General features: G+C 64.1%; 15 protein-coding genes. 8 read left to right on the top strand and 7 right to left on the bottom strand.

Annotated elements, in window-relative coordinates:
- Positions 1–49: 49 nt before the first annotated feature.
- Together katG and J1C49_RS10895 are read left to right on the top strand one after the other, a co-directional pair.
- Positions 50–2,245, top strand: a complete 2,196-nt coding sequence (gene katG, locus J1C49_RS10900) for a catalase/peroxidase HPI (protein WP_227445906.1) — start codon at positions 50–52, stop codon at positions 2,243–2,245.
- A 123-nt stretch (positions 2,246–2,368) separates the two neighbouring features.
- Positions 2,369–2,971, top strand: a complete 603-nt coding sequence (locus J1C49_RS10895; RefSeq protein ID WP_227445854.1) for a 2-hydroxychromene-2-carboxylate isomerase — start codon at positions 2,369–2,371, stop codon at positions 2,969–2,971.
- Between the two features lie 28 nt (positions 2,972–2,999).
- On the opposite strand, the gene J1C49_RS10890 is transcribed toward J1C49_RS10895, so the two are convergent.
- From J1C49_RS10890 to J1C49_RS10875, 4 genes are all read right to left on the bottom strand, one after another.
- On the bottom strand, positions 3,000–4,274 hold the full coding sequence (locus J1C49_RS10890; protein ID WP_227445853.1) for a TRAP transporter large permease: 1,275 nt from the start codon (positions 4,272–4,274) through the stop codon (positions 3,000–3,002).
- Positions 4,271–4,768, bottom strand: a complete 498-nt coding sequence (locus J1C49_RS10885; RefSeq protein ID WP_227445852.1) for a TRAP transporter small permease — start codon at positions 4,766–4,768, stop codon at positions 4,271–4,273. The genes J1C49_RS10890 and J1C49_RS10885 overlap by 4 nt, the downstream gene beginning before the upstream one ends.
- Positions 4,769–4,911: 143 nt before the next feature.
- A complete protein-coding gene (gene dctP / locus J1C49_RS10880; RefSeq protein WP_227445851.1) occupies positions 4,912–5,886 on the bottom strand; it encodes a TRAP transporter substrate-binding protein DctP in 975 nt (324 codons plus the stop codon).
- Positions 5,887–6,091: 205 nt separating this feature from the next.
- The gene (locus J1C49_RS10875) at positions 6,092–6,622 is read right to left on the bottom strand and encodes an SH3 domain-containing protein (protein ID WP_370639402.1); all 531 of its coding nucleotides are present in this window, start codon (positions 6,620–6,622) and stop codon (positions 6,092–6,094) included.
- A gap of 101 nt (positions 6,623–6,723) precedes the next feature.
- Between J1C49_RS10875 and J1C49_RS10870 the strand changes: the two genes are divergently transcribed.
- Both J1C49_RS10870 and ggt read left to right on the top strand, forming a co-directional pair.
- Positions 6,724–7,710: an NAD(P)-dependent oxidoreductase gene (locus J1C49_RS10870; RefSeq protein ID WP_227445850.1), complete on the top strand. Its 987-nt coding sequence runs from the start codon at positions 6,724–6,726 to the stop codon at positions 7,708–7,710.
- A gap of 173 nt (positions 7,711–7,883) precedes the next feature.
- Positions 7,884–9,668 carry a gamma-glutamyltransferase gene (gene ggt, locus J1C49_RS10865; RefSeq protein WP_227445849.1) on the top strand — a complete coding sequence of 595 codons (1,785 nt, stop codon included), beginning with the start codon at positions 7,884–7,886 and terminating at the stop codon, positions 9,666–9,668.
- Between the two features lie 511 nt (positions 9,669–10,179).
- Here ggt and hemH read toward each other — a convergent pair.
- Entirely contained in the window at positions 10,180–11,253 is a 1,074-nt protein-coding gene (gene hemH / locus J1C49_RS10860) for a ferrochelatase (protein WP_370639401.1), read from the bottom strand.
- Positions 11,254–11,368: 115 nt separating this feature from the next.
- Positions 11,369–12,223, bottom strand: a complete 855-nt coding sequence (locus tag J1C49_RS10855) for a methyltransferase domain-containing protein (protein WP_255670658.1) — start codon at positions 12,221–12,223, stop codon at positions 11,369–11,371.
- A gap of 30 nt (positions 12,224–12,253) precedes the next feature.
- Here J1C49_RS10855 and J1C49_RS10850 point away from each other — a divergent pair, with 30 nt between their 5' ends.
- From J1C49_RS10850 to J1C49_RS10835, 4 genes are read left to right on the top strand one after another with little or no spacing between them, the layout of a single operon-like run.
- The gene (locus tag J1C49_RS10850; RefSeq protein WP_227445847.1) at positions 12,254–12,967 is read left to right on the top strand and encodes a ComF family protein; all 714 of its coding nucleotides are present in this window, start codon (positions 12,254–12,256) and stop codon (positions 12,965–12,967) included.
- 52 nt (positions 12,968–13,019) lie between these two features.
- Positions 13,020–13,277 (top strand): glutaredoxin 3, encoded by a 258-nt coding sequence (gene grxC, locus J1C49_RS10845; RefSeq protein WP_227445846.1) that lies wholly within the window; start codon positions 13,020–13,022, stop codon positions 13,275–13,277.
- Positions 13,277–14,113, top strand: coding sequence for a carbon-nitrogen hydrolase family protein (locus J1C49_RS10840; protein WP_227445845.1), 837 nt, complete (start codon positions 13,277–13,279; stop codon positions 14,111–14,113). The genes grxC and J1C49_RS10840 overlap by 1 nt, the downstream gene beginning before the upstream one ends.
- A complete protein-coding gene (locus J1C49_RS10835) occupies positions 14,110–14,544 on the top strand; it encodes a MarR family winged helix-turn-helix transcriptional regulator (protein ID WP_227445844.1) in 435 nt (144 codons plus the stop codon). The genes J1C49_RS10840 and J1C49_RS10835 overlap by 4 nt, the downstream gene beginning before the upstream one ends.
- A gap of 298 nt (positions 14,545–14,842) precedes the next feature.
- Here the strand turns inward: J1C49_RS10835 and J1C49_RS10830 are convergent, their stop codons facing one another.
- Positions 14,843–16,489 carry an iron ABC transporter permease gene (locus tag J1C49_RS10830; RefSeq protein WP_227445843.1) on the bottom strand — a complete coding sequence of 549 codons (1,647 nt, stop codon included), beginning with the start codon at positions 16,487–16,489 and terminating at the stop codon, positions 14,843–14,845.
- Positions 16,490–16,750 lie beyond the last annotated feature (261 nt).

Raw genomic sequence — 16,750 nt, 5'->3', positions numbered from 1 at the left:
TGATCCCGAACCCGCCATGTGAACCAACTCTGGATTGGAGAGAGCGATGATGGACGGAAACGATATGGACAAGCCGGGCAAATGCCCGGTGATGCACGCCACATTCGGCGCCCGCACAAACAAGGAATGGTGGCCCAACCAGCTTAACCTGAAGATCCTGCACCCCAACAATCCCGATGCCGACCCGATGCTCGGCAATTTCGACTATGCCGAAGCGTTCAAGGGCCTCGACCTCGATGCGGTCAAGCAAGATCTCTTTGCGCTGATGACCGACAGCCAGGACTGGTGGCCCGCCGACTGGGGTCATTACGGTCCGTTCTTCATCCGCATGGCGTGGCACTCCGCCGGCACCTACCGCACCACCGATGGTCGCGGCGGCGCAGGCGCCGGTCAACAGCGGTTTGCACCGCTGAACTCCTGGCCCGACAATGCCAATCTCGACAAGGCCCGCCGCCTGCTCTGGCCCATCAAGCAGAAATACGGCAACGCACTGAGCTGGGCTGACCTGATGATCCTCGCAGGCAACTGCGCCATCGAATCCATGGGCGGCCGCACTTTCGGTTTTGCCGGCGGTCGCGCGGATGTGTGGGAGCCGGAAGAGGATGTCTACTGGGGCACCGAGACCGAATGGCTGGGCGACACGCGCTACAGCGGCGACCGCCAGCTGGAAAACCCGCTCGCCGCCGTGCAGATGGGCCTGATCTATGTGAACCCCGAAGGCCCGAGCGGCGAGCCGGATCCGGCCCGCTCAGCACGTGACATCCGCGAGACCTTTGCCCGCATGGCAATGAATGACGAAGAGACCGTTGCCCTCGTGGCGGGTGGTCACACTTTCGGCAAGGCGCATGGCGCGGGCGATGCGGCCCTCGTGGGTGCGGAACCGGAAGGGGCCGACATCGTCGATCAGGGGCTTGGCTGGACCTCGTCCTTCGAATCCGGCCGCGGCGGTCATACCATCACCTCCGGGATCGAAGGCGCATGGACCCCAACCCCGACCAAGTGGGACAACTCCTATTTCGAGACGCTGTTCGGCTGGGACTGGGAGCTGGTCAAATCGCCGGCCGGTGCGTGGCAGTGGCAGCCGAAGGCCGAAGAGGCCCAGACCCTCGTCGATGACGCGCATATCGAGGGCAAGAAAAACCCGCCGATGATGACCACGGCCGACATGGCACTGCGTGTCGATCCGGTCTACGAGAAGATCTCGCGCCGGTTCCTTGAAAACCCCGAAGAGCTGGAAGAAGCCTTTGCGCGGGCGTGGTTCAAGCTCTGCCACCGCGATATGGGCCCGAAGGTGCGGTATCTCGGCAAGGAAGTCCCGGCGGAAGACCTGATCTGGCAGGATCCGATCCCCGCCTGTGATCATGCTCTGGTGGACAGCGCCGATATCGACGCGCTCAAGGCCAAGATCCTTGGTGCCGGGCATGCCCTGTCCGACCTCGTGAAAGTGGCGTGGGCTTCTGCCTCCACCTATCGCAACAGCGACAAGCGTGGCGGCGCCAACGGCGCGCGGATCCGCCTCGAGCCGCAGATCGGCTGGGAAGTGAACGAGCCCGAGACGCTCAAGGCCGTTCTCGCCACGCTCGAAGGCATCCAGTCGGAGTTCAACGCATCGGCCAGCGGCGGCAAGAAGGTCTCGCTTGCGGATCTGATCGTGCTGGCAGGCTCTGCCGCCATCGAGAAGGCCGCCGCCGATGCGGGTCACAGCGTCGAGGTGCCGTTCACACCGGGCCGCATGGACGCCAGCGCAGAGCAGACGGATGCAGAAAGCTTCGACGTGCTCGAGCCGAAGGCAGACGGGTTCCGCAACTATTCGCAGGGCGATGCCTCAACCCCGACCGAGGCGATCCTTGTGGACCGCGCAAACCTGCTTGGTCTCTCCGCGCCGGACATGACGGTGCTGGTTGCCGGTCTGCGCGTGCTTGGCGCGAATTTCGGTGGCGCACAGCACGGTGTATTTACCGACCGTCCCGGTCAGCTGACCAACGATTTCTTCGTCAACCTGCTGGACATGGGCACGGCGTGGAAAGCCTCCGAACAGGAAGGTGTGTTCGAAGGTCGCGACCGCGCAAGCGGCGCGCTGAAATGGACAGGCACGCGGGTCGATCTGGTCTTCGGGTCGAACTCGCAGCTGCGCGCCCTTGCGGAGAACTACGCGCAAAGCGATGCGGGCGAGCGCTTCGTGGCCGATTTCGTCCGCGCCTGGGTCAAGGTGATGGATGCAGACCGGTTTGACGTGAAGGCATAAGGCTGCATCGACTTCATGCGATGAAAGGCGGCGCCCCCCCACCGGGGCGCCGTTTTTTGTGTTCGCTGGCCAGAATCACGCGCCACATCTATGATTGGCGCATCACCGGACATGGAGGTTAGGATGCGAAACCCCGTCGATTTCTGGTTTTCGATTGGCAGCACCTATAGCTATCTGACCGTGCTGCGCGCTGATGACGTGGCCGCGCGCAGGGGGCTGACGCTGCGCTGGCGACCGTTTGACGTCCGCCACGTGATGGTCGCGCAGAACAATATTCCGTTCAAGGACAAGCCGGTGAAGGCGGCTTACATGTGGCGCGACATCGAACGGCGTGCCCCGCGTTACGGGTTGTCCCCCCGTTTGCCTGCGCCCTACCCCCTGCCCGGCCTGGTGCTCGCCAATGCCGTCGCCACGATCGGCGTGGAGGAAGGATGGGTCGCCGACTATACCCGCGCGACCTATCGGCTCTGGTTCGAGCTGGGCCAGCCCGCCGGAGAAGACCCGAACCTGACCACGAGCCTGACAGAGATCGGGCAGGACGCCGCGCGGGTGATTTCCGAGGCACAAACGGCGCCCGTGCAGGACCGTCTGCGCGCCGCGACCGAGGACGCGATGGCACTCGGGGTCTTTGGCGCACCGAGCTTCGTGGTGAATGGCGAGGTTTTCTGGGGCGACGACCGGCTCGACGATGCGCTCGACTGGGCCGAGGCCGGGCATCTGACCTGATGCCCGTCACCCCGTCCCGCGTTGAGCGCTACCACTTGAACGGGATATAAAGCGCCAGATCCGGCACCACGTAGAGGATCACCACCGTCACCAACATCAACACGAGGAACGGCCAGACGCCGCGCGCGACATTGGCGAGGGACGTTCGGGCCACGGATTGGATGACGTAGAGGTTGAGCCCAACGGGTGGCGTGATGAGCGCCACCTCCACCATGATCACCATGTAGATGCCAAACCAGATCGGATCGAAGCCAAGGCCGAGCGCGGCCGGAAGCAGAACCGGTGTCATGATGAGGATCATCGAGAGCGCCTCGAACACAAGCCCCATGAGGATCAGCACCACCGACACGACGAGGATGAACATCAACGGCCCGTCGATCGTCTGGGCGATGAAGGCGGAGATATCCTGCGGGATGCGGTAAAGCGCGATGGCCTTGCCAAAAACCTTGGCCCCCGCAACGATCAGAAGGATCGCGATTGTCGTCACGGCGCTTTCCTTGACCGCATCGACAAAGGCGGCCCAAGTCAGCGTGCGGAGCCAGAAGATCGTGATGAGCAGCGCCGCGGCAAAGCCGATGGCGGCCGCTTCCGTCGGGGTGAACGCGCCCGAATAGAGCCCGAGGATGACAAGGAGCGCGAGCGCCAGTGACGGCAAGGCGCGCTTTGAAGCGGTCATGCGCTCCGTCCAGTCGGCCTTTTCCATCGGCTCATAGGCGTCCGACCACCGGGCATGCACCATGGCAAAGATCACGAACAGCGTGACCAGCACGATGCCCGGCCCGATCCCGGCAAGAAACAGGGCAATGACGGATTGCTCGGTGACAAACCCGTAGACGATCATCGGGATCGACGGCGGGATGAGGATGCCCAGCGTGCCGCCCGCCGCCAGAAGCCCGTAAACGAAGCGCTTGTTATAACCGCGCGAGATCATTTCCGGGATCGCGACGGTCCCGATGGTGGCGGCCGTGGCGACCGACGATCCGGAAATGGCGGCGAACAGCCCACAACTCAGGATCGTGGCCACGGCGAGCCCGCCGGGCCAGTGCCCGACCCAGGCCTGCACCGCGGCAAAGAGGTCTGCACCGACACCCCCCTTGAGCAGAACGTTCGACATCAGCAGGAAGAGCGGCACCGCCAGAAGGATGAACCCATCAAGTGTCGACAGGATCGCTTGCGGCGCCATCAGCGGCGAGAACCCACCCAGGATCAACATGCCAAGACCAAGGCCGCCCAGCGCGAAGGCGACGGGAACACCGATCAGCAAGAGACCGAACAGGCATGCGAGAATCAGGAGGATACTCATTCGTGGCTGCTCCCCAGCGTGGTGGTTTCGCCGGATTTCAGGTCGATCAACTCGACCAGTGATTGCAGCGCCAGAAGCGCGAAGCCGACCGGCACAGCCAGTTCCGTAATCCAGACGGGCAGGTTCATGAGCGACCCGGTGGTCCGCCCCCGCTCGAAACTGTCATAGAAAATATCCCAGCCATAGACCGCCACGATGAGCGAAAACACGATCAGGAACAGCAGGGAGAAACCGACGCAAAGCCGCTGTATGCGGAGTGGCAGCAGGTTCGTGACGGCGTTGACCGTGATATGGCGTCGTATGCTCAGCACATGCGCCATGCCCAGAAGGCAGCCCCAGATCAGGCACATCTGGCTCAGTTCCGCGGCCCAGATCGTCGGTTTGATGAAGAAATACCGCGCGATCACCTCATAGGTAAGCATCGCGCCGGTCAGTGCCATCAGGATCGCCGCAAGCGTTCCCGCAAGGCGTGACAGGTGGGTGATCATTGCCATAACCGGGTTCTTTCCCTGAAATGATGCCCTGCCAAAGCGCGCGGCCCAAAACGCTGTTGGGTGATGGCGCGGATCAGCAGCGCATGGGGCAGGCGGCCCGCAACGGGGCCGCCCGCATCAGCAGGATCGGACTCGATCCGTGCCTATTGCAGCGCGTCGAGGATCTTCTTGCCAGCCTCGCCGGTCGCTTCGAGATAGGCGTCAAAGACCGGCTGGGCCTTGGCCTGCCACGCGGCAACTTCCTCGTCCGTCAGCTCGACAATGGTCATGCCATTGGCTTCGGCGGCGGCATAGGCTTCAGCCTCGATGGAGGCCATGCGGTCACGCACGTCTTCCTGAGCCACGGCTGCGGCGGCTTCGATATGCCCGCGCAGCTCCGGGTCGAGCCCGTTCCACCAGTCGCTGTTCACCACCACGACAAATTCGATATTGGCGTGGTTGGTCTTGGTGATGGTGTCCATCACCTCCCACAGCTTGCGCGATTTCACGCCAGAGACGCCGGTCATGCCCACATCGACCGTGCCGCGCTGATAGGCGAGATACTGTTCGGAGCCGGAGATCAGCGTCGGCGCGCCTCCGGCGGCGGTTACCCAGTCTCCCAGCGTCTTGCCGAACACGCGGGCCTTCTTGCCTTCGAGATCGGCCGGGGTGCGGATCGGTTCGCCCTGGCTGAGGAGCACCGCACCGCCATAGGCCTGCCAGAAGAGCACCTGACCGCCTGTGCCGGCGATGGCTTCTTCAAGCGTTTCGCGCACGGGCGAGCCTTCGGCAACGGCGGCGCGCACCTTCTCTTCGGTGTTGAACAGGAACGGCATGTAGAACACATCGACCACCGGTGCGTCGCCGACATAGCGGGTGAGCGAGGCAACACCGGCCTCGATCGCGCCGGACCCAACGGCGGCGGGCACTTCCTTGTCCTTGTAGAGCGTGGCGCTGTCATAGATTTCGACGTCGATGGCGCCTCCTGTGCGCTCTTCAACCTCTTTCTCGAACAGCGTCAGGTTCTCTCCGAGATGGCTCGTCAGCGGAAGCTGAAGCGAGATCCGCATCTTTTCCTGAGCGGCGGCAGCCGTTCCGATCGCCATGGCGGCCACGGCGCCAAGCAAAACATGTTTCATGATCTTCCTCCCTTATGCGCATTCGTTGATGCGCGCCGCCCGAGGATAGTCAAGATCGCTGTCTTGGCAACAGTCACGCGCGTCCGGGTCCGGGCGCGCGGGTCCGGCATGGACGCGCGGCGGGGTGTGCCACGCATGCGGCAGCATCGCTGTCGGGACCGGTGCGGGACCGGAAAACCACGCACAGTGCCTGCTTTCTGCGGGTTTACTCGCGGATCTCTTCCGGTTTCACGCCCCAGAGCGCGGATTTCGGAGCCCAGCCGCGATGACCGCCCGCGGTCAGGCGGCACATTGTCGGGAGACACTCGCCAAGACGGGCGATCACGCCCATGGCCAGCCGCGCCACCTCCGGACTGTCGGGATTGGGCCGTGCGCGCAGCGCCAGCATGTCGCGTTCCACCAGCACCGTGCGCGCTCCGGACAAGAGCGCGTAATGCACCCATCCGCCCGCGCCGTCCCGGTCGCGCACACGGCGCCAGTGACCGTGCTCAGCGGTGATTTCGAGGGGCATCGCGCGGTGCTTGTAGACCCAGTCGATCCGATGCGAAAGCGACGGACCGCGCCGGACATTGCCCTCTGCGGCCTTGAGAGACACATAGCGCGGCAGGGGCAGATTGGTGACAGTGCCCTTCCGGAGCGCCTCGGCGGACGGATCGGCGGCAACCGGCGTAACGAAAAGCATCATCATCAGGGCGGCCAGGACGGCCAGCCATCGCGATATGGCGGTCATGATCATTCTTCGTGCTCGATTTATGGCCCGGGGTTCTTGTGCCTCGGGCTTCTGTGTCGCAACGTAGCGCGAGGATTGACCTGCGGGGAAGAACGGGGAGGCCAACCGTGCCATCAAAACGCCTGAGTGTTGTCGTGACGCGACGCTTGCCGGATGTCGTGGAGACGCGACTGAAGGAACTTTTCGACGTGACGCTCCGCGACGCCGATACGCCGATGTCCCGGTCGGAGCTGGTTGACGCCGTGCAGAAAGCCGATGTGCTGGTGCCGACCGTGACCGACCAGATCGACGCCGGTCTGATCGGTCAAGCGGGTGACCAGCTCAAGCTGATCGCCAATTACGGTGCGGGCTTCGATCATATCGATGTGTCAACCGCCCGGTCACGGGGTATTCTCGTGTCGAACACGCCCGGCGTGGTGACGGAAGACACCGCGGATATGGTGATGGCGCTGATGCTCGGTGTCACCCGGCGGCTGCAGGAAGGGCTGTCCGTGATGCAGCGCGACGAATGGGACGGCTGGGCCCCCACGGCCTTTCTGGGCGGGCGTCTGGGCGGACGGCGACTCGGGATCCTCGGGATGGGACGCATTGGTCAGGCCGTGGCGCGCCGCGCGCAAGCCTTCGGGATGCAGATCCATTACCACAACCGCAAGCGTCTCCGGCCCGAGGTCGAGGACGGGCTTGAGGCAACCTTCTGGGAGAGCCTCGACCAGATGGTCGCCCGGATGGATGTGATCAGCGTCAATTGTCCCTCGACCCCCAGCACCTATCACCTGCTGAATGCCCGGCGCCTGCGGCTGATGAAACCCTCCGCCGTGATCGTGAACACCTCGCGCGGAGAGGTCATCGACGAAAACGCCCTGACCCGCATGCTCAAGGCCGGGGAGCTGGCCGGGGCGGGACTCGATGTCTATGAGCACGGGCTGCGGGGCAACCCGGAGCTGCGCAACATGAGCAATGTCGTGATGCTGCCGCATATGGGATCGGCGACCCGTGAAGGGCGCGTCGAGATGGGTGAAAAGGTCATCATCAACGTCAAGACCTTTGCCGATGGACATCGCCCGCCGGATCAGGTTGTGCCCGCGATGCTGTGATCCGGCGCGCGCGGGTGGCGGGACGTTTTGGGGGCGCTGCCCCCGTCTTTGCAGGGCAAAGACTCCCCCGGGATATTTTCAGCCCAATGAAGCGGCCTGCGCCTCCAGCGAAGCGCATTGATTAATCCTCTGGCTGTGCGATGGTTGCCGAAACAACCTTCGGGAGCTGAACCATGCGCAAGATCGGATCATTTGTCGTTGCCTTCGGGCTGGCAGCCGGGGTCGTACAGGCCCAGCAGGCGGCGGATAGCGTGGATCCGGAAGCGGCCGCTGCCGGTGGTTTTGCCGCGATTTCGGAAGAGGTGGCCGCCGCGCTCGCGGCCAAGAACGCCGGTGTTGCGGTCGAATCGCAAGAGTGGATGGTGGCAGCCGCGAACCCGCACGCTGTGGCGGCGGGCGCACGGGTGCTGCGTATGGGCGGCTCGGCGGCGGATGCGATGGTCGCGGTGCAGGCCGTTCTGGGGCTTGTAGAGCCGCAAAGCTCCGGAATCGGCGGCGGCGCTTTCCTTGTCTGGTATGATGCGCAGAGCGGAGAGATTACCACGCTGGACGGGCGCGAAACCGCGCCTCTGGCCGCGACGCCGACGCTTTTTCAGGACGCGGCAGGCGAGCCGTTGAAATTCTGGGATGCGGTGGTGGGCGGCCGGTCGGTCGGGGTGCCGGGCACACCGGCGTTGATGCAGGCCGCGCATGAGAGGTGGGGCAAGTCCGACTGGGCGACGCTTTTCGAGGACGCGATAGGCCTTGCAGAGGACGGGTTTGCCGTATCGCCGCGCCTTGCCAGCCTCGTGGCCCAGGATGAAGAGCGCCTGACCCGTCACCCGGACACGGCCGCCTATTTCTATCCGGACGGTATCGCGCTTGAGGCGGGTGACACGCTGGTCAACGCGGCCTATGCCGAAACGCTCAAGGCGATGGCTGCAGACGGGGCACGCGCCATCTATGGCGGGGCGATTGCGCAGAGCATCGTGGATGCGGTCCAGGGGGCTCCGGGCAATCCCGGGGTGATGGAGCTGATCGATCTCGCGATTTACGAAGTCAAGGAGCGCCCGGCGGTCTGCGCATCGTTCAAGGGGAAGGATGTGTGCGGGATGGGGCCACCGTCATCCGGCGCTCTGACGGTGGGGCAGATCCTCGGCATGCTGGACGGGCTGGACATTTCCGACCCGTCCGACGTGCATACCTGGCGCAAGATCGGCGATGCGTCGCGGCTCGCCTTTGCGGATCGCGGCCGCTACATGGCGGACAGCGATTTTGTCCCGATGCCGACCAAGGGGCTTGTGGATCCGGAATACCTTGCCAGCCGGGCCGCGCTACTGGCCGGGGATGACGCCTTGCCGGAGGTTGCGCCGGGCGAGCCGACCTGGGACCACGCACAGCTTTACGCAGATGACGAGAGCATCGAATTTCCGTCGACCTCTCATATTTCCATCGTGGATGCGCAGGGCAATGCGCTGTCGATGACGACGACCATCGAAAACGGGTTTGGCAGCCGGGTGATGGCGTCCGGGTTCCTGCTCAACAACGAACTGACCGATTTCTCCTTCCGCTCGCACCGTGACGGGGTGCCGATCGCAAACCGGGTGGAGCCGGGCAAGCGCCCGCGCTCTTCCATGTCGCCGACCATCGTGCTTGAAGACGGCGCACCGGTGCTGGTGGTTGGCAGCCCGGGCGGAAGCCGGATCATCGGATATGTCGCGCAAGCGATCATGGCCCATCTGGAATGGGGCATGTCCGTGCAGGAAGCGGCCGCCATGCCGCATGCGGTGAATCGCTTCGGCACCTATGACCTCGAAGAGGGCACCGACATGGTGGCGATGCAGGCCGATCTCGAGGCCCTGGGTTACGAGGTCAATCTGCGGGCGCTGACCTCCGGGCTACACCTCATTGCGCTCGGGGAGAACGGGTTGGCCGGAGGCGCCGATCCGCGGCGGGAAGGCATTGCGCTTGGCGACTAGAGGACGGCTCTGCGGGCCGGATTTTCACGGACCGGCGGATTGCTGACCGTGGTTTTGCACGGCGCTGCGCGATGGGGCCGCTGAGTTTGGGCGGGAAACCGCCCGGATCACACCAGCGCCGCGCCCGGCCGGAGCAGACAAGCCAGGGATGGGAGCGGCTCCCGAACCGGCCTTGGGGGCAGGGCTGCATGCGGCGGTGATGGCCGCAATGGGCGCGCCCGAGCGCCAGAAGCACCCGCCCGGTTTTGCACGCGCTGATGCGCGCCGCCCTCGGCGGTTGGGTTGCCTATTCTGAACAACGATGCGGGCGGATCGTCAGCCGCAGCAGCACCCCGGCCAGGGGGCATGGCGCGCTTGCCGAAGGCGCCATGCGCCAGAGGGGCGGGAGCCGCGCGCCCTCGGATATGGTTATCCGGATGAGATGCACCTGCGGGGTTACGGGATGCAAAACCGGCGCGCCGTCACGCACGACGTCTTGCCCGATTGACCGACGCCCAGGACGCCGCGCGGATCAGGTCTTGATCCAGCCAGACAGGTTTTCCTCGATCACCGCGCTCAGAGCGGTGATATGCGCATCATCGTCATTGAGGCAGGGGATATAGGTGAAATGCTCTCCGCCCGCTTCTTCGAAGCTCTCCTTGATCTCTTCGTTGATCTCTTCGAGCGTTTCGATGCAATCAGCAGAGAAGGCCGGGGCGCAAACCGCGATGTTCTTCTTGCCCTCTTCCTCGGCAAGGCGCGCCACCTCTTCGACCGTGTAGGGTTTGAGCCATTCCTCGGGGCCAAAGCGCGACTGGAAGGTGGTCGTGATCTCCGTATCGTCCCAGCCGAGACGTTCCTTGAGCAGGCGGGTCGTCTTCTGGCACTGGCAATGGTAGGGGTCGCCCTCCATCAGGTAACGGCGCGGCACGCCGTGATAAGAGCACACGAGGATATCGGGCCGCGTTTCCATGTTGGCATAGGCGCGTTCGATCGACTGGGCCAGGGCCTCGATGTAAAGCGGGTGCTCGAAATAGGGATCCACCGTGCGCACCGCCGGTTGCCATTTCTCGTCCATCAGGGCGCGGAAAAACTGGTCATTTGCAGTGGCGGATGTGGCGCCCGCATAATGCGGATAGAGCGGGAAGAACAGGATCTGGCGGCACCCGGCATCGACCATCTCGCGCACCTTGGATTTGGTGGACGGGTTGCCATAGCGCATGCAGAAATCAACCATGACCTGATCGCCGTACCGGTCTGTCATCTCTTTCTTGATTTTCGCCGTCTGATCCTTGGTGATCGTCATCAGCGGGCTCTCGCCAGCCTCTTCGTTCCAGATCGACTTGTAGGCTTCACCGGACGAAAACGGACGCTTTGTCAGGATCACGAGCTGCAAGAGCGGTTGCCAAAGCCACGGGCTGTAGTCGATCACGCGGCGGTCTGAAAGGAACTCGTTCAGGTAACGGCGCATCGGCCAATAGGAGTGATCGTCCGGCGTCCCGAGATTGGCCAAAAGAATACCCACTTTCGGGGCTGCCACTTTCGGGTGGTCCGTCGGTGCGTGGACCGGGCAAGTGGCCTGTTTTGTCGCGTCCAGCATTGTCATCCCCATTGTTACCCTTCTGCCTGACCGCTTACCTAAGCCCTGCGACACAAAGGTCAACGATTCAAGGCCCTGTCGCCATATCAATTTATGCGAAATTCCGCATGTGAGGCTTGTGTTACCGTTTCGGGCTGTCCTTGTCGCCTTTGAGCGGCGCTTCGGTGGTGCCCAGCGCATCGGCGAGGCGCGCGGTGGCACTGCCCGGGCGCAGCGGCTGCGGCTGTGAGGCGTCCGGCGCCCATCCTGTCAGGGTGATGATCTCGAAACTGGCGGGAATCCGGCCATCCTCCCCTGCATAGGTCTCGGCATAAAGTTCCGCCGCCCGAAGCAGCACGGCGCGACGCGTCGGCTGGCGCAAGCGCGCATCGAGCGCGTTTGTCTCACCCATGGCGCGCAGGTCACGCATCAGATGCAGGGCAGAGGCATAGCGCACCGTCAGCGGCCAGCTGTCCGCAACGGGAAGCGCAAAGCCCGCACGCTGCAAAAGTGCCCCGAGGTCGCGGATTTCCCCCATCGGCGCGATCCGCGGAGAGAGACCGCCGGTCACCTCGATCTCGGCCTGCCCGAGTGCGGCGCGCAGTTCCTGAAGCGTCTGCCCGCCGAAGCACAGCGTCAACAACAAGCCATCCGGCCTCAACGCATGGCGGCACTGGATCAGCTGGCCAACCGGATCGTTCGCCCAGTGCAAGGCAAGCGCATGGATCACCAGATCATGACCGCCTCGTTCGAGCGCGAGCGTTTCCGTATCCGCGATGATCCGCGCGCCCGGCAGGAAATCCTGCCACACCTCCGAAAAAGGGGTGACCACGGCAGGCCCGGTAAAGGTTCTGTTAACCATGGCCAAGCGATCCTGCGCTTCGTCGCGGGCGGCTTCGTGCAGGAACAGGGCCGGGTCGGCGCGCAGGGCGCGGGCGCGATGCGCGTCGAGCGCACCGCGATCCGTGAGGCGGGGAGGAGTGTTCACATCGGACATGATGCACGATCTAGGTTCTGGCAGCGCGGGTTGCAAACGGTGGTTCAGCTTGTCTACCCGCCCCGGTGCCTTGGGTGCGGGGGGCTGGTGGAAAGCGACTTCGGCCTTTGTGGCGCGTGTTGGCGTGAAACCCCGTTCATCGCTGGCTTGGCATGCGATGCCTGCGGGATACCGCTTGTGGGGCGCTCGGATCATGCCGAGCATTGCGATGAATGCCTGCGCACGCCGCGACCCTGGACCCACGGGCGCGCAGCGCTGCTCTACAAGGATCGCGGTCGGCGTCTCGTGCTGGGTCTGAAACACGGCGACCGGCATGACATCGCGGGTCCGGCCGCCAAATGGATGGCCCGCCAATGCCGGCCTTTCGTGACCGAAGACACGCTGATCCTGCCGGTGCCGCTCCATCTCAGGCGGCTTCTTGCGCGGCGCTTCAACCAGTCCGCGCTTCTGGCCGATGCCCTGAGCCGGGAGTTGGGGTGCGAAACGGCGGCCGATCTGTTGATCCGGCCCCGGGCCACGGCAAGCCTTGCGGGAAAATCCGCCGATGAGCGGTTCGAAACGGTGGCCGGACGTATCGCCGTCGATCCCCGCAAGAGCGCGCGGATCGAGGATCGCCCGGTCCTGATCGTCGATGACGTCATGACCTCGGGCGCCACGCTCACCGCGGCGGCAGAAGCCTGTCATGCGGCAGGCGCGGAGCAGGTTTGCGTGTCGGTGCTGGCACGGACGGCCAAAGACCCCTAAGTATTGGACAACGCCGGCAATCCGGTTTCTGCCATGCTTAGGGAAATGCGCCATGCAACCTGTTGAGATCTACACCTCGCCGCTCTGCGGTTTCTGTCATGCGGCAAAGCGGCTGCTCACCAAGAAAGGTGTCAGCTTCACGGAGATCGATGTGCTGCGGGAACCGGCGCGCAAATCGGAGATGATGGGCCGGGCCGGTGGGCGACACACGGTGCCACAGATCTTCGTCGGGGAAACCCATGTCGGCGGTTGCGACGATCTCTATGCGCTGGAACAATCCGGCAAGCTCGATCCGCTGCTCGCGGGCTGATGCGCGTCGCGCTGCTCCAGATGACCTCCTCCGATGCACCGGAGGAGAACCGGCGGATGATCACGCCGATGCTGGAAGAGGCCGCGCGGCAGGGCGCGGCGATGGTCTTCACGCCGGAGGTGACGAATTGCGTCTCCATGGATCGCGCACATCAGGCTCGGGTTCTGGCGACGCAATCCGAGGATGCCACGCTCGCGCATCTTCAAGCAGAGGCCGCGCGGCTGGGCCTGTGGATCAACGCAGGCTCTTTGGCGCTGAAATCGGACCCGCCCGAGCCGCGCTTTGCCAACCGCGGCGTGATGATCGACCCGTCGGGCGCAATCACAGCCACCTATGACAAGATGCACATGTTCGATGTGTCGGTCTCTCCAACGGAAACCTATCGCGAATCCTCGGGCTACGCGCCCGGCAGCCGCGCGGTTCTTGCCCGAACACCCTTGGCCGCGATCGGGATGACGGTTTGTTATGACCTGCGGTTTCCCGCGCTCTACCGCGCCTTGGCACAGGCCGGGGCAGAGATCTTGACCGTGCCCGCGGCTTTTTCGACGGCAACCGGGCCTGTCCACTGGCAACCGCTTCTTCAGGCCCGCGCAATCGAGACCGGATGTTTCGTGGTCGCCGCCGCCCAGACCGGGACACACCCCTCGCAGACAGGCAAGCCGCGCCGCACCTACGGGCACGCGATGATCGTGTCTCCCTGGGGAGACGTCTTGTTGGATGCCGGCACGCGCCCCGGTGTCTTCATCGCGGATCTGGACCTCGATCAGGTGGCGGATGCCCGGCGCCGGGTGCCTTCCCTCACCCACGACCGCGCGTTTGATGGGCCTGAACCATGAGCGACCCCAGCGGCATTGCCATCTCGCTGTTTTCCGAGCTGCTGCGGGCGGACCAGCTCCTGCGGGCAAGGCTGACAAAGGTTCTGCCCAACAAGATGGAGATCAGCCACTTCTCCGTGCTCAATCACCTCGCGCGGGGTGGCGAAAAAACGCCGGCACAATTGGCGCGGGCCTTCCATGTGACGCGCGGGGCCATGACGAACACGCTCGGCAAACTGGAGCTGGCGGGCTATGTGCATATCCGGCCGGATTGGGACGATGCACGCAAGAAGATGGTCTCGATCAGCCCCTCGGGACACGCGGCGCGCGATGCCGCGCTGGCCGCGATTACGCCGCTCATCCGCGCATTGGTGGACGATCTGGGCGAAGCCTCGGTCCGCTCGGCGCTGCCGGTGCTGCGGGAACTGCGCGTGAAGCTCGAGGAAGGATGACGGCCAAGGCGCGGCTGTGCCGTCGTTTTGTCTAAGGTGGCATTCAACGCCGTTCGGCCAGGGCGCGGCTTGTTGCGCGATCCCGAAGCGCGTTAGCCCCATGGCAAGGCCTGTCCGGAACTGCGAGGCAGCCCCCATCGGGACGCAGAGGCGGAAGATCGAGCGGGTGAGCCCGTCGAGGCCGTCGCTGCGGGGTCTGGAGCGTCAGGGCCCGCCCCCCAACGCCAATCTGATGCCGATCAAGAACCGCCCCATGATGCCCGTGCTGGCCTCCCGGCTGCGCACGCGGCCCGCAGCCTCACGAGACCGCGTGGCCGCGCCTTTGGCTGGTGCGCCAGTCTCCGATCTGGACACAGAGCAGGATGACCGGGATCAAGCCGATCCCCGCGATCATCAGACTGGGAACGGCGGCGCCTTCCAGCCGCTCGTCCGAGGCCAGCCGGAACGCCTGCACAGCAAGCGTATCGTAGTTAAACGGGCGCAGGATCAACGTGGCGGGGAGTTCCTTGATCGTATCCACGAACACGATCAGCAACGCCGTGAAGACACTTGAGCGCAGCACCGGCAAATGAATGGACCGCACCGTGCCCCAGGCGGTGCGCCCCAGCACGCGGGACGCCGCATCGATATTGGGGGTCACCGTGGCCAGACCGCTGTCATACGCGCCAATCGCGGCCGCAAGAAAGCGGATCATATAGGCGGCCACCATCAACCAGATCGACCCGGAAATCAGAAGCCCGGTCGAGATGTCGAACCACGCTTCCATCCTGTCGTCCAGCCAATTGTCGAAACGCGCAAAGGGCACAAGGAGACCCACGGCGATGACCCCGCCCGGCACCGCGTATCCAAGTCGCGCGATATAAAGCGCAGCCAGCGACACCTTGCTGGCCATCATGCGGTGAAACGTGCCCAGAAGAACGGCGGCGGTGACGGTGACAATGGCCGCGACCCCCGCAAGCAACAGCGAGTTCTGGATGAAGTTGATGTAGCGCGGGCTGAAGATGTTCTGTTCGGAGCGCAACCCCATCAGAACAAGCGTCACGGTCGGAATGATCACGCCCAGAAGCACCGGCAGGAAACACACCATCTGTGCCCCCAAGGCGCGTCCGCCGGTAAGCGCAAACCGGGCAAACGGCTCCTGCCGCCCCTTCGCGGCGTAGGTGGCCCGGCCACGGTTCATGTATTCCAACGCCGCCACGAGAAGGGCAAAGGTCAGCAGCCCGAGCGCCAGCTGTGCCGCCGCACCGCGATCGGCGAGGCCAAACCAGCTTGTGTAGATGCCGGTGGCAAACGTCTGCACGCTGAAATGCGCGACGGTGCCGAAATCGGCGATGGTTTCCATCACCACCAACAACGCGCCGGCGGCTATGGCAGGGCGCGCCATGGGCAAGGAGACCTTGAGAAAGGTCCGGTAGGGCGACGCGCCGAGCGACCGCGCCGCATAGAACGGGGTCGCCGCCTGCATCCGGAACGCCGCCCGCGTGAGAAGATAGACATATGGATACAGCACCAGCGTCAGCATCAGGGCGGCGCCGCCCAGCGACCGGATTTCCGGGAACCAATAGTCGCGCGGTCCCCACCCCATGAGGTCCCGGAGCGTGGATTGCACGATCCCGGGATGGTCGAGCACATCCGTATAGGCATAGGCGAGTACATAGGCCGGGAACGCCAAGGGCACCACGAGCGCGATTTCAAGCACCCGCCTGCCGCGAAATTCGGTGGTGACCACGAGCCACGCGGTTGTTGCGCCGATGAGGATACTGCCGCTGGCAACAAGAAGAACCAGCACAAGCGTCGTCCACGTGTAACGCCACAAGACCGTCTGTGCGAGTTGCTGGAGCGTATCGAGCGTGCCCAGAAATGCCGCCGACAGCACACCGAACAGGGGCAGCAGACAGATTGCGGCAATTGCAAGCGCGAACCCTGTGATAAGCTTCCTGTCCATCCGTGCAAAACCGCCTCTTTCAGCATCGTTGCCCGTGTGTATCGTGGATTTTGGCCGGTTTGTAGGCCTGATTGAATTTGTCGGAATTGACTTATCTGACAAATTTCATCAACTTTGGGATCACAGTCTCAGCCACCCTTTACGGGAAGCCCGGACACCATCACCGGACCGGAGGACTCCGATGACGCTTAGTTGGACGGGCGTGGGCCGCGCTGACCCACCCTACCGCCGAAACCCCCGCGCTCGGGAGATCGGATCGGG

It is taken from the genome of Cognatishimia sp. F0-27 (assembly GCF_020667845.1).
Taxonomy (GTDB): Bacteria; Pseudomonadota; Alphaproteobacteria; order Rhodobacterales; family Rhodobacteraceae; genus JAFMPQ01.
This window is presented reverse-complemented; position numbering and strand designations above follow the sequence as displayed.

What these genes read in the sequence shown, in the direction of transcription:
- katG (WP_227445906.1), top strand. Translation starts at nt 50, where the DNA reads ATGGACGGAAACGATATGGACAAGCCGGGCAAATGCCCGGTGATGCAC.
- J1C49_RS10895 (WP_227445854.1), top strand. Translation starts at nt 2,369, where the DNA reads ATGCGAAACCCCGTCGATTTCTGGTTTTCGATTGGCAGCACCTATAGC.
- J1C49_RS10890 (WP_227445853.1), bottom strand. Translation starts at nt 4,274, where the DNA reads ATGAGTATCCTCCTGATTCTCGCATGCCTGTTCGGTCTCTTGCTGATC.
- J1C49_RS10885 (WP_227445852.1), bottom strand. Translation starts at nt 4,768, where the DNA reads ATGGCAATGATCACCCACCTGTCACGCCTTGCGGGAACGCTTGCGGCG.
- dctP (WP_227445851.1), bottom strand. Translation starts at nt 5,886, where the DNA reads ATGAAACATGTTTTGCTTGGCGCCGTGGCCGCCATGGCGATCGGAACG.
- J1C49_RS10875 (WP_370639402.1), bottom strand. Translation starts at nt 6,622, where the DNA reads ATGATCATGACCGCCATATCGCGATGGCTGGCCGTCCTGGCCGCCCTG.
- ggt (WP_227445849.1), top strand. Translation starts at nt 7,884, where the DNA reads ATGCGCAAGATCGGATCATTTGTCGTTGCCTTCGGGCTGGCAGCCGGG.
- hemH (WP_370639401.1), bottom strand. Translation starts at nt 11,253, where the DNA reads ATGACAATGCTGGACGCGACAAAACAGGCCACTTGCCCGGTCCACGCA.
- J1C49_RS10855 (WP_255670658.1), bottom strand. Translation starts at nt 12,223, where the DNA reads ATGTCCGATGTGAACACTCCTCCCCGCCTCACGGATCGCGGTGCGCTC.
- grxC (WP_227445846.1), top strand. Translation starts at nt 13,020, where the DNA reads ATGCAACCTGTTGAGATCTACACCTCGCCGCTCTGCGGTTTCTGTCAT.
- J1C49_RS10840 (WP_227445845.1), top strand. Translation starts at nt 13,277, where the DNA reads ATGCGCGTCGCGCTGCTCCAGATGACCTCCTCCGATGCACCGGAGGAG.
- J1C49_RS10835 (WP_227445844.1), top strand. Translation starts at nt 14,110, where the DNA reads ATGAGCGACCCCAGCGGCATTGCCATCTCGCTGTTTTCCGAGCTGCTG.
- J1C49_RS10830 (WP_227445843.1), bottom strand. Translation starts at nt 16,489, where the DNA reads ATGGACAGGAAGCTTATCACAGGGTTCGCGCTTGCAATTGCCGCAATC.